This is a genomic window from Nonomuraea sp. NPDC049624, from assembly GCF_040675255.1.
In the GTDB taxonomy this organism is placed as follows: Bacteria; Actinomycetota; Actinomycetes; order Streptosporangiales; family Streptosporangiaceae; genus Nonomuraea.
On sequence record NZ_JBFAOR010000003.1, the window covers coordinates 181,887 to 200,934 of the forward strand.

Sequence of the window (19,048 nt, forward strand, 5' to 3'; positions counted from 1 at the left end):
CCTTGGTGAAGGGGTTGTTTCCTGCGGGTCCGGCACGCGTCGAGTTCGACGCTCCGGTCAGGATGGGTCCGGGCTCGAGGGCGCCCCCTGCTGATCGCCGGCTGTCTCCAAACTAGGGGGCTGAGCAGCCCCTGGACATCGTGCGGAAGGTCGATCCGGGCCCTGCCACCGGCACACCAACCGCCCGCTTCTCTGCAACCGCTGCCCCAACGACGGCTCCTCCCAAAGGAGGACAAAGCGGGTCAGGCTGGCGGCTACCTTCGTCTCATGAACGTGGTGCGACGATGGGGCCGCTGGTGGCGCGGCTTGCCGGTGATGGTCGCCGACAGCCTGCTGGCCGGTGTGTCGACCGCGCTGGCGGTGACGCAGGCCGCCTTGTCCGCCCATGACCCGGTCGTGCTGGCGTACCTGCTGGCGGTGCTCACCAGCGCGCCGCTGGTGCTGCGCAGGCGCCACCCCGTCCCCGTCCTCGCGGTGATCACGGCGGGCCTGATCGGCTGCGGCCTGGCCGGTTACCCCAACGGATTCCAGGCCCCGCCGGTGCTGGTCAGCCTCTACACCGTCGCGGCCTACCGCCGGGAGGGCCACCGCGACGGCGTCGTGGCCCTGGCGTTGATGGCGGGCATCCTCGTTCCCGACCTCGTCAGGTCCGGGCTGACCTTCGCGATCGTCAAGAGCCTGGTCGAGAACGCGCTTCAGCTCGGCGCGGCCTGGGCCATCGGGGAGGGGGTGCGCAGCCGCCGGCTGCGCCACCAGGACCTCGTCGAGCACGCCCGCCACCTGGAGATCGAACGCGAGGAGAAAGCCCTGCGAGCGGTCGCCGAGGAACGCGTGCGCATCGCCAGGGAACTGCACGACGTGGTCGCCCACCACCTGTCGGTCGTCTCGATCCAGTCCGGTGCCGGCGGCCGCCTGATCGACACCGAGCCCGCCGCCGCACGCGAGGCGTTCACCGCGATCGCCGCCACCACCCGCGAGGCGCTGGCCGAGCTCCGCAACATGCTGTCGGTCCTGCGCCTCACGTCCGACGTCGGCGAGGACTCCTACGCCCCGCAGCCGGGGCTGGCCCAGCTGGACACGCTGCTGGAACGCTCCCGCCTGTCCGGCCTGTCGATCCGGCGGGAAACCTCCGGTCAGGTACGCCCGCTGCCGCCCGGCGTGGACCGGTGCCTGTACCGCATCACCCAGGAGTCATTGACCAACGTGCTCAAACACGCCCCACACGCCGACGTGACCCTTACCCTGACCTACCAGCCCGCCGCGGTCACGCTGCAGGTCGCCGACGACGGCCCGGCCACCACCGGGCACAGCGCCGACGGGCACGGCCTGATCGGCATGCGCGAACGAGCCACCCTCTACGGCGGCACCCTCACCGCCGGCCCACGTACGGACGGCGGCTTCACCGTGACCGCGCACCTGCCCGCCTCCCCACTCGCCGAACCCGCCTTCGCCACGGCCCACCCGCAGCAGAGCGCACCACGACCCGGGGCAGCCCGATGACCGGCCCCGACACCGGCCGCGGGACCATCCGCCTCCTGGTCGTCGACGACCAGGCCCTGGTCCGCGCGGGCCTGGTCGCCCTCCTCCGCACCGACGCCGCTCTCGCGGTCGTCGGCGAGGCCGCCGACGGCCACGAAGCCATCGCCCAGGCCGCGGCGACCGCCCCGGACGTCATCCTGATGGACATCCGCATGCCCGGCCTGGACGGCGTCGCCGCCACGCGCCACATCCTCGCCCACGCCGCCGGCCCGGCGCCGAAGATCCTCATCCTGACCACCTTCGACCTGGACGAACACGTCTTCGCCGCCCTGCGCGCCGGCGCCTCGGGATTTCTGCTCAAGGACACCCCCGCCGACCAGATGCTGGCCGCGATCGCCACGGTCGCCCGCGGCGAGGTGCTGCTGGCGCCCAGCGTCACCCGGCGTCTGGTCGACCATTTCGTCGCCGCGCCCGAACCCGACCGGCGCCGCCCCGAGGAACTCGCCCGGCTCACCAGCCAGGAGACCGCCGTGCTCCACCTGGTCGGCCAGGGCCTGACCAACCAGCAGATCGCCACCCGCCTGAACATCGCCGAGGCCACCGTCAAATCCCACCTGGGCCGCCTCATGACCAAGCTCAAGCTGTCCAGCCGCGCCCAAGCCGTGGTCGTCGCATACGAGACCGGCTTGATCGTGCCCGGAGCCGGATACCGCACCTGATGCCCGACAACTCACCGCTCGGGAGCACGGACTCGTTCTACGTCAGTTCCACGAAGGTGGGATTGGTGTAGCACCAGAGGTCGTGCCAGGGGTTCTCATTGCGGCCCGTGTCCGCGGCCGGCTCCATCCCGCCGGGAGCGCTGCGCCTGCCGTCGGTGCCACGCAGCCGGAAGTAGAACGGCTCGCGCACGTCGCGGAACTTGTAGTGGAACTGGGCGACCCGGCCCTTGCCCTTCGGCGTGAACGACTCGACCACGCTCACGTCCGGGGCGGTGAAGACGTCGGGGTCGGCGGCCGGGCCGGTGATCGCACCGCGGATCAGATCCAGGCGGGCGAGCCGGGGGATCTCTTCATTGGCGTTGGGACGGCCGGCGAGATCGACGGAAATGGTGATGGTGACGTCGTCGCCGCGCCGCACCGACAGCCGTCCGCCGAAGGTGGCCGGGGCGTTGCCGGGGGCGTGCGCGTCGACGTGCAGCCCGTCGATGAGGCCGCCCATCGACACCCAGGATCGCCCGGCCCTGATCGCCTCCATGACCGCGCCATAGCTGCGTGAGGTCGCCCCCACAACCGTGCGGCTGAACTGGCCGGGCCAGAAGTCGGCGTGCCGCAGCGGGACGCCGCCGTCGATGGGATCGGGGTATCTGCCGTGCTGGTCGTACCAGTCAGCGGGCCGGGAGGGCTCGACGGTCGTGTCGCCGTTGTAGAAGTGGCCGTCGGAGTTGGCGGTGATCCACCAGCCCTTGCCCTCGGCGAGCATCGAGTCCCACATGCCGCCCAGGATTCCGGTCATGGAGTCGAAGCCGCCGTACGTCGGGTAGTGCTCGGGCCGCCAGCCGGCCCAGGAGTCGGGGTCGGCGGTGTTGTTGAAGTCGCCGCGGGCCCTGGGCTCGTTCTGGGCGCCAGGCGCGCCCTCCATGCCGACGGCGATGTTCGGCGCCGTGTCGCGGTAGGTGCGCAGGTCACGCGGGGAGTACCGGCCGCGCCGCATCACGTGGTTGATCAGGAACAGCGCGGAACTCGCCGAACCCGTGCGCAGCGCGGTCCCGAGCCAGGCGAGCGCCTCCAGCGCCTTGGCCTCGTTCGCCGGGGTGCCGGCGCCGGTGCCGTTGATCCTGGAGTCGAAGAGCCGCTCGAACGCGCGCAGCAGTTGGATCTCATCGCGAGCACCGTCGAAGAACACCGTGGCGTGCTCGCCTCCCGGGACGTTCCACTCGAGCCCCTGCCACAACAGCAGCTCAGGGTGCCTGGCCCGGGAGGTGACGATGTCGGCATAGGTGGACTCGACCGCGAACTTCTCGTGCGCGGCGTGCCCGTGGTCGGTGATGACCAGCCAGTCCAGGCCGTGCTTGAGAGCGCCCGCGGCCTGCTGCTCAATGGTGTACATGCCGTCGTAGCTGTACTGCGTATGAACATGATGGTCGCCGGCCAGCCAGTGCAGCGCGCGGGAGCCTCCGCTGGTTGCGGCGGCGGGACGCGTGGTCAGCCCTCCCAGAGCGGTGACGCCGAGACTGCTTAGGCCGAGCAGCCCACTGTTCAGCAGAAAGCGCCGCCGGCCGAGGTCGGCGGGGGACAGTTCGGTCTCTGAGACGGACAGGTCGGCGAACGCAGCCGTTCCTTCCGGCGCGCTGTGGGAGTGTGCATGGGTGCGGCACATGGGACATACCTTTCATCTGGAATACCTGGTGCGTCGTTCTCGGGTGGCCCATGAGCTTTCGCACGAAATGGGGCGGAACAGGTGACCTGCGGCCCTTCGTCACGCTCGCAGAGGAGCGTGACGGCTTGCATGGAGAGGAAGCGAATGCTGGGCGACTTCTTGCCGAACGGCGGAAGGCTCCGGCGAGCCACCTGTCGCGCTGTTCGGGGCGCCTCTGCGCTGCCGGGCCTCCCACCTCTTGGGGCGGTCAGTTCGTCCGACATCCGGGCATGACGTGCGGCGATTCGCGCAAGGGGCACCCGTGCCTGGTCGCAGGCATATTCGCATGACGGTCCGCGCGATGATCCGATAGAGAGGACCCATGTCGATTCATGTGCGCCTTGACGACCTGTGCCGGGAGACCTGGGAAGCGGTGGCCGAGCTGAGGGTGGCTGACGACCAGGATGATCTCATCGCGTCGAACCTGTACTCGATCGCGGAGAGCCGGTTCCTGCCGGGCTTCGTGACCCGTGCGGTGATGCACGACGAGCGCGCCGTGGGCTTCGCGATGTACGGCCCCGACCCCGATGACGGCCAGATCTGGCTCTATCGCTTGATGATCGACAAGGATCACCAGGGGAAGGGGCTGGGCCGAGCGGCCCTCCAACAGGTCATCGCCCACGTGCGGGACGCGTTCGACGTGCCGGTGCTGCGGCTGGGAGTGCGTGGCGACAACATCGCGGCCAGGGCGCTCTACACCTCTGCCGGGTTCGTCCCCACCGGGCAGGTCTTCGGCAGGGAGGAGGTCCTGGAACTCCGTCTGCGAACGGGGCACACCGAAGCGTCCGGTGACGTGCATGATCCTCGAAAAGGAAATCCCGGAAGCTGACGCACGCCTCACCAGCAGGGGCATGCCTCGGACCGGTGACCGCGCGGGCCGCCCTGCGACCAGGGACGGCGGCGCGTTGATGGCCGTCATGAGCGTGGGCAGGGCTGGGATCATCCGGGTCGGCCAACGCGTCCTCTGGGCCCTTCTCCTCGGCCTGGATGATCAGCGTCTTCCTCAAGTACCAGGACCCGCCGCTCGGCACGTGGCGCCTGCTCGGCATCGTCGCCGTCGGCGTGGCCGCCAACGGCTCCCTGCCGCCGGCATACGTCGCACGGGCCGTAGGCAGACGAGGGCGGCCCGCCTGGCGCAGGGGCCGCCCCCTTTCTCCCGTGCCGTCTGCCTCCCACGCCGATGGCGCGGCCGCGGCGCACGAGTTCGCGTCCCCTGTTCAGGCGCCGGGCGCCAGCCTGAGGACGGCGGCCGGCAGCCCGCGCAACGCCTCGGGGACGACGACCCCGCCGGAACGATCCACCGCGGCCGGGCCGTCACCCCAGGTGGCTCCGGCCCGCGCCCGCTCGACCAGGTCGCCGGCGAGTGTCAGCCGTCCCGCGGCCGGGTCCAGGGCGATCACGTGGAGGGCGCCGTCGGGGGCGGCGGTGTAGCGGACCGGGTCGCCGACGGGCTCGGCGTGCCGGACCCACGGCCGGGTGCCGTAGATCGCCTCGCCGTGGGCCGCCAGCCAGGCGCCCAGGTGGCGCAGCCGTTCGACCTGGGACTCCGGCAACGAGCCGTCGGCCCGCGGCCCGATGTTGAGCAGCAGGTTGCCGTTCTTGGCGACGGTGTCGACCAGCAGGTGGACGAGCTCGTCCGGCCGGACGAGGTGGCGCTCGTCCTCGGCCCGGTTGAAGCCGAACGACTGGCCGAGCCCGCGCGTGGCCTCCCACACCCACGGGGAGGTCTGCTGCTCGGAGACGTACTCGCGGGTGCGCGAGCCCAGGTGCGGCACGCCCCAGCGGTCGTTCACGATGCCCTCGGGCACCCGCTCGTAGTAGTGCTCGAACAGCGCCTGCAAACTGTACGGCCCGGCCGCCTTGCCCGAGTCGGGCCAGTCGATGTCGTTCCACAACACGTCGGGGGAGTGCCGGTCGATCAGCTCCATGGCCTGCTCGAAGCAGTAGCGCGCGAACGCCTCGTCGTTGCGGCGCAGCGTGAACAGGTCCGTCATCGACTGGATCGGCGGGAAGTCGGACACGTGCCAGTCCAGCGCCCCCGAGTAGTACAGGCCGAACCGCAGGCCCGCGGCCCGGGCGGCGCGGTCCAGCTCGGCGATCAGGTCGCGGCGGGGGCCGCGGCGCGCGCTGCTGAAGGCCGTGGTGGCGGTGTCCCACAGGCAGAACCCGTCGTGGTGCTTGGCCGTGGGCACGACGTAGCGCGCGCCGGACCCCGCGATCAGTCGCATCCAGGCCGCCGGGTCGAACGCCTCCGCCCGCCAGGAGTCGGCGAGGTCCTCGTACGGGGTGCCGACCCCGTACTCCCGCTCGTGGAAGGCGCGGGCGGGCGAGCCGGGGATGCGGACGGTGTTGGCGTGCCATTCGGCGTACTGGTGGTGGCTGAACTCCAGTTCCACGGGCACGTGCTCGCCGGGCAGACGGGCGGTCGCCCACGCGGGCACCGAGTACAGCCCCCAGTGGACGAAGACGCCGAACTCGTCCGGCGCTGTCGATCTCTCAAGTCGCCGAAGGCTGGCGCAAGGTCGAAATCCTCCTGGACCCCGTGACCTACGCCTACCGGGCGCGGCGGGAGACTGCGATCACCGACCACGAGGAGCGTTACCCCAAGCCGGACGGGGTCCTCATGTCCACGTTGAAGGACGGCGAGTTGGTTCCCGTTCCTCCTCATCTGGAGTGGAGCGTCGAGAAGGGCACGACTTGGTCGGTCTTCACCCGCGTCGCGATCGGCGTCGTGGACCAGGCCGGGGAGCGGCCATGACCTCTGCCTGCCGTGCGCACAGGGGCTTGCGCGGCGGCGAGCCGGCCGGGAAGCCCGACCTCGCCCGCGACGAGCGGTCCCGTTACGGGCGCGGCCTGCCCGTCGCTCCTGCTTCGGCGGTGCCGCGCCGTGCGGGGGAGGGAACGACGGCTCTGAGCGCGGGCCACGCCAGCAGCGCCAAGGCCCCGGCGAGTGCCGCCACGGCCAGCATGGCGCCCGGCAGCCCGGTCGCCTGCGCCCAGTGCCCCACGTACACCGGCCCGGCGAGGTAGCCGAGATAGGCCGAGGTGGACACGACCGAGGTGGCGGCACCGCGGGCCGCGCCGGGGACGTTGGCGGTGGCCAGGGCGAGCACGGTGGGGAAGAGCACGGCGGTGCCGACGGCGGCCAGGGCCAGCCCGAGCAGAGCCAGAGGGAGAGACGCGGTGAGGGCGAGCAGGGACGTCCCCGCCGCGGAGATCACCGCGCCGGCGGTGAGGACGATCCACGCGCGCCGGGCCTGCACCGCGCTGATCGCGAAGCGGGTGAGCGAGACGGCGAGTGCGAAGACCGCGGGTCCGGCGCCGACCAGCACGGGTCCGGCGTGCACGGCATCGGCGAGGTAGACGGCGCTCCAGCTCTGGTGAGCGTTCTCGACGGCGAATCCCAGCGCACCGAGTCCGCCCGCGACCAGCAGGAGCGGCAGATGAGCGCGCAGACCCGGCCGGCTCCGCGCGGCCGAGGTACGGTCATGATCGCGACGGCCGGCATCAGGCCGCGCGCGGTCGCCGTTGACGAGGGCGGCGCTCACAGCGCCGGCGGCGAGCAGGACCAGCACGTACGGCACGACCACGGGCAGGCCGGCGGCGTTCAGCAGGCCGGTGACGAGGCTCGCCGCGACCACGGCCAAGGAGAAGAAGCCGTGCGCCCTGGTGATGACCGGACGGCCAGTGGCCCGTTCGACGGAGCCGGCCGCCGCGTTGATCGTCACGTCCGCCGCGCCGGACGACACGCCCAGAACCGCCAGTCCCACGGATGAGGCAAGCAGGTCGTGAGCGGTGACGGCCACGGCGATGCCGGCGAGGCCGAGCGACGTGAGCGTGATCGCCGTGACGCGATGCCCCCACCGGTCCACGGCCCGGCCCGCCAGAGGCATCGCGGGCAGGGCGCCGACGGCGATGAACAGCAGCGCCGTGCCGAGTTGGCCATCGGTCAGCCCGGCCTGGTCGCGAATGGCGGGCACGGACGCGCCCCACACGCCCCAGAACGCGCCGAAGACAGTGAATCCCGCGTACGGCACCCAGGCTCGGAGGTGACCGTGACCGGTGCAGTCCTGTGTATCGATACACATGCTGTGTAACGATACACAGGATAGGGTGAGGCATGGCCAAAGACCCTTCTCGGCCCCGGCCGACCATGGCGGAGGTGGCCCGCGCGGCGAAGGTCTCGGTGATGACCGTCTCCTACGCCTACGCCCAGCCTGACCGCGTCTCCGAACGCACCCGGGCCAGGGTCCGCGAAGCCGCCGCCCGCCTGGGATACCCCGGCCCTCATCCGGGGGCCCGCTCACTGCGCCGGGGACGGACCGGCAGCCTCGGGGTGGTGCTCGGCGAGCACCTCACCTACGCCTTCGAGGACCCCCAGGCCACCCGGTTCCTGGCCGGCGTCGCCGAGGTCTGCGCCAGTCACGGCCTGGGGCTCACGATCGTGCCCATCACCGGGGCGCCCTCGGACACCGACCGGGTCGCCGAAGCCGCGGTCGACGGTTTCGTCGTCTGGACGACCAGCGACGACGACCCCGTGCTGCAAGCGGTGGCCGCCACCGCTCTGCCCGCCGTCGTGCACGGCGGACCACACCACCGGGACCTGCCGATCGTGGCCATCGACGACCGTGCCGCAGCCCGCGCCGTCGCCGCCGAGGCCCTCGCCGGCGCCCGGCGGCCGATGGTGCTCAGCTTCCCGCTCGATCGCGCCAGGACGCCGGGGGTCCACAACGGGCTGGATCCGGCCGAGGCGACTTTCCGCGTGACCCGTGAGCGCCTGCGCGGGGTCCGTGACGGCTGGGAGGCGGCCGGCGGTCGCTGGTCGCAGGTGCGGGTCGCGGTGTGCGCACGCAACAGCGCGCGCGAGGCCGACTCCATGGCCACGGCGTTCCTGAAGGGGCCGGACGCGCCGGACGCTGTCATGGCCATGAGCGACGAGCTCGCCCTGGGCCTGATGCGAGCGGCCGCCCGTGCCGGTCTCGCCATCCCCGGCGACCTCGCCGTCACCGGCTGGGACGGCACCGACGCGGCCGCCGCCGCCGGGCTGACGACCGTCGCGCAGGACCTGCGTGCCCAGGGAGCCCGCTGCGCGCAGCTGGTCCTGGGCGAGGAAGCGGCAACCGGTCCGATCGAATGGCGCCTGGTCCTGCGCGACTCCACCCGGCGATGAGCACCGTCAAGGGCGAGCTCCGGCCAGGGGACCTGGCCGCGCCCGCCGGAGACGCCACCCCTGCCGGAGCGGGCTTCCGGTGTCAGGCCGGCGGCACGTGGGCGCACTGCGACGCGACCACGGTGCCGTTGACGTACGCGGGCCTCGGGCACAGGAACGTCTTGGGAGGCGAGGGCACCCCGGACGGGAACGTGACGTAGGCCGGTTCCGGGCTCGACGCCGGTCCCGTGCAGGGGCCGGCGAGGATGTCGATCCCGCCGCGGTAGGGGTTGAGCGACCAGAAGCCTTGGACGCAGTCGTACACACGTTCCTGGGCCGCGGCCGCCGTCGCGGGCAGGAGCGCTGCCGCGACGAGGGCAAGGACGAGCGTTCGGACGTGGCGCATGATGCATTCCCTTCTGAGTCCTGAGGGTTGCCGGACGAAGCTGTCGGGGCCCACGCCCGAGGAGCTGTTGGCGTGCGGCGGGGGCTTCACAGGGGTTCCTTCCTGCAGCCGTCGGCGCCGAGGAAGCCGTTCCAGGCTCCCTTCAAGGAGACGGTTCCGCTCAAGAAACTAGGCAGCCCGGCCAGGGGCTGCCCAGAGGCATCTGTCACCGGTTCGTGTGCGCTTCTCCCAGACCTGATGGGGGCGTGCCGCCATTCGGCACGTCCTGGACAAGCGCCCCCGGGCGTCCACCCGGTGCGCCGCAGCTCATCCGGCTGTGGGTGTCCCTGACCGGTGCGCGTCGCGCTGAGCTGCGCAAGGCGTTCGTCGACATGGTCCACCGGGCGCGCGAGGCAGGGGGATCGGGACCGACATCGGCCCGGCCGGGACGGCTGGTCCCGGCCAGGCGCCCGTTCGTCAGAGGGGGCGGCGGGGGCCCGCCTGGGCGCGGATGGCGGTGGTCGCGGCGTTCAGTTCCTGTTCGTCCTTGATGGTGCGGTTCTCCTCGTACGTGACCCCGGGTGGCGGGGCGTCGTGGCCGAGCGGGTCGGCGTCCCAGAAGTTGCCCCGGTAGACGACGTTCTCCAGCGGCGGGCCCACGTGCAGCACCGCCGTGTTGTCGGCGCGCGCGACGACGTTCTCCTCCACCCGCACCCAGGAGGCGCCGTAATCGGTGTAGAGCCCGAAGTTGTACGGCGTGCGGGTGTCCTCGATGACGTTGCCCAGCACCAGCGCCCCGTCGTCATGGGAACCGCCCTGCGGCCCCGACACGTACACGCCGCCGCCGTCGGCCAGCACCTGCATGGTGTCGACGGTCCGGTTGCGGACGATCCGGGTGCCCTCGCCGGGCCCGGCGGTGATCCCGCAGTGCGGCACGTCCCTGACCTCGTTGTGCGCGACGACGCACCCGGACGTCCCCATCACCGCGATGCCCGGCGATCCCGGATATTCGAGCCCGACGCCGCGTACCAGGTTGTCCTCGATCACGGTGCCCCGGCTGCCCGTCACCACGACGGCCCCCGCCGAGAGCGTGTCGAAGTCACAGCCACGCACGACGTGCCCCTCGCCGCCGGACACCCCCAGCCCGGACGCCCCCAGCCGGGTGAACCGGCACCCCTCGATCACCACGTCCGAGCAGTCCTCGAACGTGACGCAGGCGGGAATCGTCACGGAAGCCGTTGGATACGTCACGGACGCCCCCTCGCCCAGCTCCGCCACGCCGACGCCGCCGCCCTCGTAGAAGCCGCTGCCGTGATAGTGCACGAAGCCCTCGGGGCGGCTCGGGCGCAACCAGGTCGCCTCGGCGAACGTCAGCCCGCGGAAGGTCACCCGCCGCGCGCCGGACCCGCGTACCAGGGTCTCCAGCGACGGGGCGACCACCCGCGTACGGGCCGGGTCCTCGCCGGGGCGGGGCAGGTAGCGCAGCACATGGTGGCCCGGCCGTGAGCGGTCGAGCACGAACGTGCCCGGCTCGCGCAGGAAGCTCGGGTCGTTCTCGATCCTGGTGGGCAGGCCGGGCCCGGCGGAGGTGATGCCCTCCCAGGTGGAGTTGTACAGCTCGGCGGCCCATCCGAAGGCGGGCGTCGCCATGGTGATCACGGTCCGGTCGCCGTCCTGGGCGACGTCCGCGACGGGCAGGCGGCCCTCGGTCCACGGGTACACGCCGCGGTGGACGAACTCCACGTCGCGCGGGCTGGTCCAGGCCAGCGGCGCGGCGCTGTCGGTGACGTAGCCGGTGGCGGTCGCGGCCGGGGACGAACCGGGCAGCCCCTCGATCGCGGCCCGGGCGGCGCGGCGGCCGTCCACGTAGAGCTGGCGGGTCTCCAGGTCGCCGACGTCGGCCAGCCAGACGCCGTCGCGCACCTGCCAGCCGGTGATCGTCCGGCCACCGCTCAGCACGGCGTCCTCCTGGTCGGGGGTGCCGTGGCCGTAGGCCTGGTAGACGGTGCCCGAGTCGGCCTCGGTGAGCTCCAGAGGCTCGCCCAGCACGTGGACGCCGCCCCTGAGGTGGACGACGGACTCCCCGCCGGCCCCCCTGGCGGCCTCCCGGGCGCGTCGGACGGTGGCGAAGGGGCGGTCGAGGGAGCCGGGCCAGGAGTCGTCCCCGCCGGGTGCGACATGGAAGTGGAACACAGGTTTCCCCTTTGCTGTTTATGGCGTACACGGAGTAATACACCATAAACGAGGGAGGCGCCAATGACGCGAGGTGCGGCGGGGGACCCGGACCACGGGCTCGAGCTGTTGTGGCGGGACGCGGAACGGGAGCCGCGGCCCGGCCTCAGCCTGGGCCGGATCGTGCGGGCCGCGGTCGAGCTGGCCGACGCCGAGGGCCTGGAGGGGTTGTCGATGCGCAAGGTCGCCGACCGGCTGGGCTTCACGACCATGTCCCTCTACCGCCACGTACCCGGCCGCGACCAGCTCGTGGAGCTGATGCGCGACGAGGTGCTGGGCGAAGCCCTCGTCCCCGCCCCGGACGCCGCCCCGGACGCCGCCCCGGACGCCGGCCCGGACGCCGGTGTCGGGTGGCGGGGGCGGCTGGAGGAGGCGGCGCGGCGGGCGTGGGAGCTTCGCATGCGCCACCCGTGGCTGGCTGAGGTGCGCGGCTCCCGCCACCTGCCGGGCCCGAACGCGGTCGCCCACTACGACCACATGCTCGGCGCGCTGACCGGCACCGCGCTGCGGCCGTCCGAGGTGGTCGCGGTGGTCGGCCTGCTCGGCCGGTTCGTGGACGCCGAGGCGCTGCTCCTGGCCGAGACCCGGCGCGAGGAACGCCGCAGCGGCGTGTCCGAGCAGGAGTGGTGGGGCGCCCGCGACTCCCTTTACCAACGCCTCGACCGCTTTCCCGCCCTCTCGCGCCTGTGGGAGACGGGCGGCTGGGACGACCCGGAGGACTCCTTCACGTTCGGCCTGGGCCGCCTCCTGGACGGCGTCGAGGTGCTGATCCGAGAGCGTGACGAAAGCCGTGACGAAATATGCCCCGAGTGTGGCGCCCCGCTGGAAACCGCCCCCTCGGGCCGCCCGCGCGTCTACTGCTCGCGGGCCTGCCAGCAACGCGCCTACCGCAAGCGCAGGTCGGCCGACTGACCTGACCCGGCGGGCCTGTGCGGTGCCTCGATGATCGTCTCCGGAGGCTCTCAGCCGATCAGGTTGTAGGCGGCGGCCACACTCAGATAGGCGAGCGCGGCGAGGACCACGACGGTGCAGTGGATCCGCCCGGCCAGGGTCCACCAGCCCTTGACCCAGGCCAGCCCGGCGGTGACCAGCGTCACGCCGGCCCCGGCCGCGGCCAGGACGGGCAGCGTGGTGATGGTCGTGAACAACGGGCTGCCGCCCAGGAAGAACTCGGCCTGGTTGGCGTCGAAGTCGGCGAACATCGCCACGAGGGATCCGGCGGATGCCGTGACGAGCACCGCCGTGATCCACGCGGGCAGCCCGGCCAGGCGCGGCCCGCGAACCGTCCGCCCGCGAACCGTCCGCCCGCGAACCGTCCGCCCGCGAACCGTCCGCCCGTGAACCGTCCGCAGGCGCGCCGTCCGCCCGGCTCCGGCGGCAGCCCCGAAAGCACCCGCGGGCGCGAATCCGTCGCCGGACCTGCCGGACCCGCCGGACCCGCCGGGCCTGCGGCGGCGCCGCGCGAGGCGTACGGCATGCAAGAGCGGTCCGCCCACAGCCGACAGCAGCAGCACGGTCAGGCTCACGCCGAGCACGCCGAGATGCAACGTGGGCGACTGGTACCAGGCCAGGCGCTCCAGCGGCCCCGCCGGGTTCTCCGTGGCCAGCAGGCCGTCAGGCCGGAACTGGATGGTGCGGTAGCCGTTCTTCTCACGGAACAGGGCGGGGGCGATCTGCGTCCACTGACGGCTCTCGGTGGGGCCGAGCGCGACCGCGCCGGTGGTGGTCAGGAGGCCGTCGCCGCCCGCGCTGACCGTCACGGTGCTGGTGAGCGAGCTGAGCTTGCCCAGGTCGGTCATGTCGGCGGCCAGGGCCGTACGGTAGGTGCCGGTGTACTGGGCGACGTCGGGCAGCGGGCCCGGCGTGCCGTCCGCCGGGGCGGGAGCCGGGGCGAAGCGATCGGCGAAGGCGTTGACCAGGGACCAGGCGGAGTCGGGGCCGCCCTTGCCGATGCCGTTGTAGGAGGCGTAGACGCCGATGCCCCGGTCGGGGATCAGCGCCATGATCGCGAAGTAGCCGGGAATGTTGCCCCGGTGCACCAGCAGGCGCCGGCCGTTCCTGGTGTACTCCTGGAAGCCGTACCCCATGCCGGCGGTGCCCTCGGCGTTGCCGAAGCGGCGGCTCTGCATGAGCCGCACGCTGTCCGGCCGGAGTATCCCGCCGCCGCCGGTCAGCTGGGCCAGCATGAACGCGGCCATGTCGGTGGCGGTGGAGCGAAAGCCGGCTCCGTGCGGCGGCATGTGCCCGTATTTTGCCCCTTCGGCCCGGACCTGGTGGCCGTCCTGGAGACGGTAACCGGGGGCGAGGGCCTGGGCGGCGGGGCCGGGCTCGGGCTGGGTCATGCTGGCGTGCGTCATGCCGAGCGGGCGGAAGATGTTCTCCTGCACGTACTGGTGGAAGGGCAGGCCCGAGCGCACCTCGACCAGGTAGCCGGCCAGGCCCATCCCGTAGTTGGAGTAGACGGCCCTGGTGCCGGGCGGCCGGATCCGGGGCGGCTGGTGGTCGGCGAGGTGGGCGCCGAGCGGGTGCACCTCACGGGCGGTGGCCGCGCCGGTGCCGAAGTCACCGCCGGCGAACCCGGCGGTGTGGGTCAGCAGGTTCGCCATGGTGACCGGCCGGCCCGGGTAGGCGTCGTCGATCTTGAACGTGGTGAGGTACTGGTTGACGTCGGCGTTCAGGTCGATCCGGCCGCGTTCGACGAGCTGCATGACGGCGGTGGCGGTGATCAGCTTGGCCACCGACGCGGGGGCGAAGACGGTCCGCTCGGCGTCCACGGGACGGCCGGTCTCCACCTCGGCGACGCCGTACCCCTGGGCGAAGACCTGACGGCCGCCCGCCACGACGGCGATCGCCGCCCCCGGGATCTGGTGCTCCTTGAGCTGGCGGGGCACGTAGGCGTCGGCGAACTGCCGTACCGACCGGGCCGGATCGGCCGCCGTGGCGGCGGCGGGGGCGCTCACCGCCAGCAGCGGCACGGCGACCGTCAGCGAGCACATGAGGGCACGCCGGCGGGATGATTTGCGTTCGAGCAGCATGAGCTGCTCTCCTTTCTGTGGGAGCACGTACGCGTCAAAGGCACGCCGTCACGGCGTGGTCGTGCGGTTCCGCCGTCCGGGGGTGAGTTGCCGCTCGCCCCCGGACCTGTGTCACGGGCTCGTCAGTCGACGCTGAGCAGGATCCTCTCCATCGCCGCGACCTTCTCCGTCAGCTCGCCCAGCCTGGCCTGCACCTCACCCTGCCGCTGCACGGCCTGCTCGGCCAGTTCGCGATATCTGGCCATCTCGGCCGTCAGCACGTCGGTGCGGTGCCGTTCGAACCGGAAGTAGAACGCCATGCAGGCCGTGATCGCGCCGAACAGAATCAGCACGACCACGATGGGGATCACGATGGAACCGATGTCGATCACTGCGGGGTCTCCTGCACCTGATGGGGTCCTTCCTCGTCGTCCGCGCGCAGAGCCGCGAGGACGGTGTCGATCGTCAGGGTGAGCTCGAAGGGCAGCAGCTCAATGTACTTCATCGCCTTGCCGTCGGCCGCCAGCTCCAGCCGCCCTTCGATCAGTCCCGCCTTCTCCAGCCGCTCCAGATGCATGTAGAGCAGCGCACGGGACACCTTGATCCGGCGGGCCAGCTCGCTGACGTGGACCCGGCCGCCGGCGAGCTCGGCGAGGATCTGCAACCTGAGCGGATGCCCGACCGCGCCGAGCAGGCGGAGCAACTCTTCGCTGGTCGGCATGTCGTCCTTGGAGGGTCTGTCTTGCACCTGTTAGTTCAGTCTTACAGGTGCAAGTGTACGCGTCAAACCGCTTCGCCGGGGCGCTTGCGCGCGGGTGGAGGATCCTCTACCGTCATCCCGACTAAACCAGTCGCTTATGAAGGAAAGGGGTGGGGCCGGTGATCCGTGGTGTCGGGTTGCGGGCGGCGGGCGTGGTTCTGCTGGCCGCGATCTGGTGGGCGGTCGCGGCCTCCCACCTGTGGCCCGAGGTGTTCGTCCCCAGCCCGGGGTCGGTGTGGGACCAGCTCTTCCTGACCTCCTCCGTGCACGACGGCCGGCGCGGCTACGGCGGCTACCTGCTGTCGGAGCACCTGCTGGCCAGCCTGCGCCGCATCCTGCTCGGCAGCCTGTACGGCATCGCCGGCGGCATCGCGCTGGGCCTGGTCGTCGGCCTGGTGCCCACCGTGCGCGCCCTGCTCAATCCGCTCATCACGTTCGTCCGCACGTTGCCGCCCCTCGCCTACTTCAGCCTGCTGATCATCTGGCTGGGCATCGACGAACCGCCCAAGGTCTCGTTGTTGTTCGTGGCCGCGCTGCCGCCCCTCGCCGTGGCCACCGCCGACGCCGTACGCGGGGTGCACGAGGACTACCTGTACGCGGCCAGGTCGCTGGGGGCCGGGCGCCGGCAACTGCCGTACCGGATCGTGCTGCCCTCGGCGCTGCCCGAGGTGATCACCGGCGTCCGGGTCGCGGTCGGGGTGGCCTACACCACGGTCGTGGCCGCCGAGACCGTCAACGGAGTGCCGGGCATCGGCGGGATGATCCGCGACGCCCAGCGCTACAACCAGACCGACGTCGTCGTGCTCGGGCTGCTCGTCATCGGCGCGTCCGGCCTGCTCATCGACACGCTCCTCCAACTCACCGAGCGCCTGCTCGTGCCCTGGCGCGGCAAGGCCTGACCCCCTGCGAAGGCATCAGCCATGAAACACCGCCTCATCCCCGCGCTGGCGCTCGCACTGTGCCTGGCGGCCTGCTCCACCGGCACCGGCGCCGCCCCCGCCGCCGACGGCAGCCCCGCGGAGCTGCGCATCGGCTACCAGCTCATCCCGAACGGCGACCTCATCGTCAAGGACCAGCGCTGGCTGGAGAGCGCGCTGCCGAACACGAAGATCAGCTGGATCAAGTTCGACTCGGGCGGCGACGTGAACACCGCGATGGTCGCGGGCAGCATCGACATCGGCCTGGCCGGCAGCAGCCCGGTCACCCGCGGCCTGTCCGCGCCGCTGAACATCCCGTACCAGGTGCCGTGGATCTTCGACGTCATCGGCGAGAACGAGGCGCTGGTGGCCCGCCAGGCGGGCTCGGTGGCCGAGCTGAAGGGCCGCAAGATCGCGACGCCGTTCTCCTCGACCTCGCACTACAGCCTGCTGGCCGCACTCCAGGAGGTCGGGCTGAGCGAGTCGGACGTCACCGTCGTCGACCTGGAGCCGCCGGACATCCAGGCCGCCTGGACGCGCGGCGACATCGACGCCGCCTACGTCTGGACGCCCGTGCTCGGCGAGCTGCGCAAGGGCGGCAAGGTGCTGGTCACCAGCAAGGAGCTGGCCGCCAAGGGCAAGCTGACGGCCGACCTGGCCGTGGCGCGCACCCAGTTCGCCACCTCCTACCCCCAGGCCCTGCACACCTGGCTGACGCAGCAGGACCGGGCGGTCAAGCTCGTACGCACCGACAAGCGGGCCGCGGCGGCGGCCGTCGGACGCCAGCTCAACCTCAGCCCCGACGAGGCCGCCCGCCAGATCGACGAGCTGATCCTGCTGGACGCCAAGGAGCAGGCCGGCTCCGACTACCTGGGCACCCCGGACAAGCCGGGCGCGCTCGCCGAGAACCTGCGCAGCGCCGCCGAGTTCCTCAAGGCCCAGAACAAGCTCCCCGAGGTGCCCGCCCTGGAGGTCTTCCAGAAGGGCCTGGACACCAAGGACCTGCGCGATGCCTTCGCAGGCTGACACGCGCACCGCGGCGGCGGTGCGGCTGGAGGGCGTCTCGCTCACCTACCGGCCGCGCTCCCGCTGGTCGAAGGCGGAGCCCGTCGAGGCGCTGCGCGGGATCGGCGCCGACATCGGCGCGGGCGAGTTCGTGACGATCGTCGGCCCCTCGGGCTGCGGCAAGAGCACGCTGCTCAGGCTCGTCGCCGGGTTCGCCGCGCCCACCTCCGGGACGGTCGCCGTGGGCGGCGAGCCCGTGGCGGGGCCCGGACCCGACCGGGGCGTGGTGTTCCAGCAGCCGCGCCTGTTCCCCTGGCTGAACGTACGCCGCAACGTCGAGTTCGGCCTGCGCATGACAGGGGTGCCGAAGCAGGCCAGGCGGGCCAGGGCCGACGAGCTGCTCACGCTGGTGGGGCTGGGCGAGGTGGCGGGACGGCGTCCGTACGAGCTGTCCGGCGGCATGCAGCAGCGCGCCGCCATCGCCCGGGCGCTCGCGCCCGACCCCGCGATCCTGCTGATGGACGAGCCGTTCGCCGCGCTCGACGCGCTCACCAGGGAGCGGCTCCAGGAAGAGCTGCGACGGCTCTGGCAGGCCACGGGCAAGACCGTGCTCTTCGTCACGCACAGCGTCGACGAGGCCGTCTACCTGGGCACCCGCCTGCTGGTGATGAGCCGCGGGCCGGGCACGGTCGTCCTCGACCGGCCCTCGGAGCTGCCGCACGCGGCCGATCCGCGCGCCCATCCCGAGTTCCCGTCCGTACGCGAGACCGTGGCCGCGGCCGTCCGGCGGGCCGCCTCGTCCGACCTCGAGCTTTCCTGACGCGTTTCGGCCGAGCAGGCGGGGGAGGATTCCGGTCGGGCCAATCAAGCGGGGGAGGATTCCGGTCGGGCCAATCAAGCGGTGGGCCTGGAAATACGTGGCCCTGAAAGCTGGGAAGGCCAAATCGAAACTCCCCGACGGGCTGAACTATTGGCCTGTTCTGAGCCGACGTCAACGATTTCCTGGCTATTGGCCAATAGTGGTCAAGCGCCGGCGTCGCACGGCCCGGCAGTGCTTCGGCCTGGCCTGGTCCGACATCGATTCCGCGACCCACACTTCGGCCATTGGCGCCTGACGCCGCTGGTGGGGGCGAGTGCCGGAGGCTTGAACCCTGTCCGGATGTGGCCACGGCTGGAGGGTGATTTCCCGCCCGCAATCAAGTTTCATGGAGGCGAACAGCGCGTCGCCGCCTCGATCATCGACTGGAGGGAATCGCATGGCCATTTCTGCTGTCGCAAATTCTGGCCGGCATCGACAACTCCATGATGTCCAGGCGCAGCCGTGGTTCGGCAGCTCGTCGCGGGTTTTCTTGACGGGCGTATCTGCCGGAATTCGAGGCTGAAGAATATGTCTCCGATATGGCAACTGCGCCTCTCTTGACCCTTGGAGCGTCGACCGGCTCGATGTGGTGACCGCCGGCAGGGTCGCACCGTCCGGTGTGTGTGGCAGGGCCCTGCCCTCGAATTCCCCCTATCCAGGAGGTACCCATGGCTCCCTACCCGTCGCGAGCCCGGCTGATCGTCAAGCATTCGGGCAAGGTGCTGGCGATCGAGAACGCCAGCCTCAAGGACGGCGCCAGCGTGAACCAGTACGACACCGGCACCCAGGACAACGAGAAGTTCGAACTGCGCGACGCCGGTGACGGCTACGTG

17 protein-coding genes and 1 pseudogene are annotated in these 19,048 nt (G+C 71.8%); 10 read left to right on the plus strand and 8 right to left on the minus strand.

The annotated features are described in order from the left end of the window. The first annotated feature begins 267 nt into the window (after positions 1-267). Both AB0J76_RS12405 and AB0J76_RS12410 read left to right on the plus strand, forming a co-directional pair. Positions 268-1,500, plus strand: coding sequence for a sensor histidine kinase (locus AB0J76_RS12405; protein ID WP_352329802.1), 1,233 nt, complete (start codon positions 268-270; stop codon positions 1,498-1,500). Then, positions 1,497-2,198, plus strand: coding sequence for a response regulator transcription factor (locus AB0J76_RS12410; protein ID WP_352329800.1), 702 nt, complete (start codon positions 1,497-1,499; stop codon positions 2,196-2,198). The genes AB0J76_RS12405 and AB0J76_RS12410 overlap by 4 nt, the downstream gene beginning before the upstream one ends. Before the next feature lie 37 nt (positions 2,199-2,235). On the opposite strand, the gene AB0J76_RS12415 is transcribed toward AB0J76_RS12410, so the two are convergent. Then, a complete protein-coding gene (locus tag AB0J76_RS12415; RefSeq protein WP_352329798.1) occupies positions 2,236-3,855 on the minus strand; it encodes a PHP domain-containing protein in 1,620 nt (539 codons plus the stop codon). A 361-nt stretch (positions 3,856-4,216) separates the two neighbouring features. Here AB0J76_RS12415 and AB0J76_RS12420 point away from each other — a divergent pair, with 361 nt between their 5' ends. Next, complete coding sequence (locus AB0J76_RS12420; RefSeq protein ID WP_352329796.1) at positions 4,217-4,723, plus strand: GNAT family N-acetyltransferase; 507 nt, start codon at positions 4,217-4,219, stop codon at positions 4,721-4,723. A gap of 388 nt (positions 4,724-5,111) precedes the next feature. On the opposite strand, the pseudogene AB0J76_RS12425 reads toward AB0J76_RS12420, so the two are convergent. Further along, positions 5,112-6,362: pseudogene (locus tag AB0J76_RS12425) on the minus strand (alpha-L-fucosidase); the annotation flags it as partial. Positions 6,363-6,436: 74 nt separating this feature from the next. On the opposite strand from AB0J76_RS12425, the gene AB0J76_RS12430 reads away from it, so the two are divergent. Next, entirely contained in the window at positions 6,437-6,652 is a 216-nt protein-coding gene (locus tag AB0J76_RS12430) for a hypothetical protein (RefSeq protein ID WP_352326858.1), read from the plus strand. 82 nt (positions 6,653-6,734) lie between these two features. On the opposite strand, the gene AB0J76_RS12435 is transcribed toward AB0J76_RS12430, so the two are convergent. After that, complete coding sequence (locus AB0J76_RS12435) at positions 6,735-7,982, minus strand: MFS transporter (protein WP_352326859.1); 1,248 nt, start codon at positions 7,980-7,982, stop codon at positions 6,735-6,737. Positions 7,983-8,056: 74 nt separating this feature from the next. Between AB0J76_RS12435 and AB0J76_RS12440 the strand changes: the two genes are divergently transcribed. Then, positions 8,057-9,064 (plus strand): LacI family DNA-binding transcriptional regulator, encoded by a 1,008-nt coding sequence (locus AB0J76_RS12440; RefSeq protein ID WP_352326860.1) that lies wholly within the window; start codon positions 8,057-8,059, stop codon positions 9,062-9,064. Positions 9,065-9,146: 82 nt separating this feature from the next. Here AB0J76_RS12440 and AB0J76_RS12445 read toward each other — a convergent pair whose 3' ends face one another. Both AB0J76_RS12445 and AB0J76_RS12450 read right to left on the minus strand, forming a co-directional pair. After that, the gene (locus tag AB0J76_RS12445; protein ID WP_352326861.1) at positions 9,147-9,449 is read right to left on the minus strand and encodes a hypothetical protein; all 303 of its coding nucleotides are present in this window, start codon (positions 9,447-9,449) and stop codon (positions 9,147-9,149) included. Positions 9,450-9,905: 456 nt separating this feature from the next. Continuing rightward, positions 9,906-11,621 (minus strand): right-handed parallel beta-helix repeat-containing protein, encoded by a 1,716-nt coding sequence (locus AB0J76_RS12450; RefSeq protein ID WP_352326862.1) that lies wholly within the window; start codon positions 11,619-11,621, stop codon positions 9,906-9,908. Between the two features lie 63 nt (positions 11,622-11,684). Between AB0J76_RS12450 and AB0J76_RS12455 the strand changes: the two genes are divergently transcribed. Continuing rightward, entirely contained in the window at positions 11,685-12,572 is an 888-nt protein-coding gene (locus tag AB0J76_RS12455) for a TetR/AcrR family transcriptional regulator (RefSeq protein WP_352326863.1), read from the plus strand. A 50-nt stretch (positions 12,573-12,622) separates the two neighbouring features. On the opposite strand, the gene AB0J76_RS12460 is transcribed toward AB0J76_RS12455, so the two are convergent. The 3 genes from AB0J76_RS12460 to AB0J76_RS12470 all read right to left on the minus strand — a co-directional run bounded on the left by AB0J76_RS12460 (position 12,623) and on the right by AB0J76_RS12470 (position 15,395). Continuing rightward, positions 12,623-14,695 carry a serine hydrolase domain-containing protein gene (locus tag AB0J76_RS12460; RefSeq protein WP_352326864.1) on the minus strand — a complete coding sequence of 691 codons (2,073 nt, stop codon included), beginning with the start codon at positions 14,693-14,695 and terminating at the stop codon, positions 12,623-12,625. Positions 14,696-14,817: 122 nt separating this feature from the next. Beyond that, positions 14,818-15,066: a hypothetical protein gene (locus AB0J76_RS12465; protein WP_352326865.1), complete on the minus strand. Its 249-nt coding sequence runs from the start codon at positions 15,064-15,066 to the stop codon at positions 14,818-14,820. Next, positions 15,063-15,395, minus strand: a complete 333-nt coding sequence (locus tag AB0J76_RS12470) for a winged helix-turn-helix domain-containing protein (RefSeq protein WP_352326866.1) — start codon at positions 15,393-15,395, stop codon at positions 15,063-15,065. The genes AB0J76_RS12465 and AB0J76_RS12470 overlap by 4 nt, the downstream gene beginning before the upstream one ends. 158 nt (positions 15,396-15,553) lie before the next feature. Here AB0J76_RS12470 and AB0J76_RS12475 point away from each other — a divergent pair, with 158 nt between their 5' ends. The 4 genes from AB0J76_RS12475 to AB0J76_RS12490 all read left to right on the plus strand — a co-directional run. Further along, the gene (locus AB0J76_RS12475; protein ID WP_352326867.1) at positions 15,554-16,333 is read left to right on the plus strand and encodes an ABC transporter permease; all 780 of its coding nucleotides are present in this window, start codon (positions 15,554-15,556) and stop codon (positions 16,331-16,333) included. A gap of 21 nt (positions 16,334-16,354) precedes the next feature. Then, positions 16,355-17,377 (plus strand): glycine betaine ABC transporter substrate-binding protein, encoded by a 1,023-nt coding sequence (locus tag AB0J76_RS12480; protein WP_352326868.1) that lies wholly within the window; start codon positions 16,355-16,357, stop codon positions 17,375-17,377. After that, complete coding sequence (locus tag AB0J76_RS12485; RefSeq protein ID WP_352326869.1) at positions 17,361-18,176, plus strand: ABC transporter ATP-binding protein; 816 nt, start codon at positions 17,361-17,363, stop codon at positions 18,174-18,176. The genes AB0J76_RS12480 and AB0J76_RS12485 overlap by 17 nt, the downstream gene beginning before the upstream one ends. A 707-nt stretch (positions 18,177-18,883) precedes the next feature. Next, a partial coding sequence (locus AB0J76_RS12490; protein WP_364389786.1) for an RICIN domain-containing protein occupies positions 18,884-19,048 on the plus strand: 165 nt, incomplete at its 3' end.

What these genes read in the sequence shown, in the direction of transcription:
- AB0J76_RS12415 (WP_352329798.1), bottom strand. Translation starts at nt 3,855, where the DNA reads ATGTGCCGCACCCATGCACACTCCCACAGCGCGCCGGAAGGAACGGCT.
- AB0J76_RS12480 (WP_352326868.1), top strand. Translation starts at nt 16,355, where the DNA reads ATGAAACACCGCCTCATCCCCGCGCTGGCGCTCGCACTGTGCCTGGCG.
- AB0J76_RS12460 (WP_352326864.1), bottom strand. Translation starts at nt 14,695, where the DNA reads ATGCTGCTCGAACGCAAATCATCCCGCCGGCGTGCCCTCATGTGCTCG.
- AB0J76_RS12435 (WP_352326859.1), bottom strand. Translation starts at nt 7,982, where the DNA reads ATGTGTATCGATACACAGGACTGCACCGGTCACGGTCACCTCCGAGCC.
- AB0J76_RS12455 (WP_352326863.1), top strand. Translation starts at nt 11,685, where the DNA reads ATGACGCGAGGTGCGGCGGGGGACCCGGACCACGGGCTCGAGCTGTTG.
- AB0J76_RS12485 (WP_352326869.1), top strand. Translation starts at nt 17,361, where the DNA reads ATGCCTTCGCAGGCTGACACGCGCACCGCGGCGGCGGTGCGGCTGGAG.
- AB0J76_RS12405 (WP_352329802.1), top strand. Translation starts at nt 268, where the DNA reads ATGAACGTGGTGCGACGATGGGGCCGCTGGTGGCGCGGCTTGCCGGTG.
- AB0J76_RS12410 (WP_352329800.1), top strand. Translation starts at nt 1,497, where the DNA reads ATGACCGGCCCCGACACCGGCCGCGGGACCATCCGCCTCCTGGTCGTC.
- AB0J76_RS12470 (WP_352326866.1), bottom strand. Translation starts at nt 15,395, where the DNA reads ATGCCGACCAGCGAAGAGTTGCTCCGCCTGCTCGGCGCGGTCGGGCAT.
- AB0J76_RS12420 (WP_352329796.1), top strand. Translation starts at nt 4,217, where the DNA reads ATGTCGATTCATGTGCGCCTTGACGACCTGTGCCGGGAGACCTGGGAA.
- AB0J76_RS12445 (WP_352326861.1), bottom strand. Translation starts at nt 9,449, where the DNA reads ATGCGCCACGTCCGAACGCTCGTCCTTGCCCTCGTCGCGGCAGCGCTC.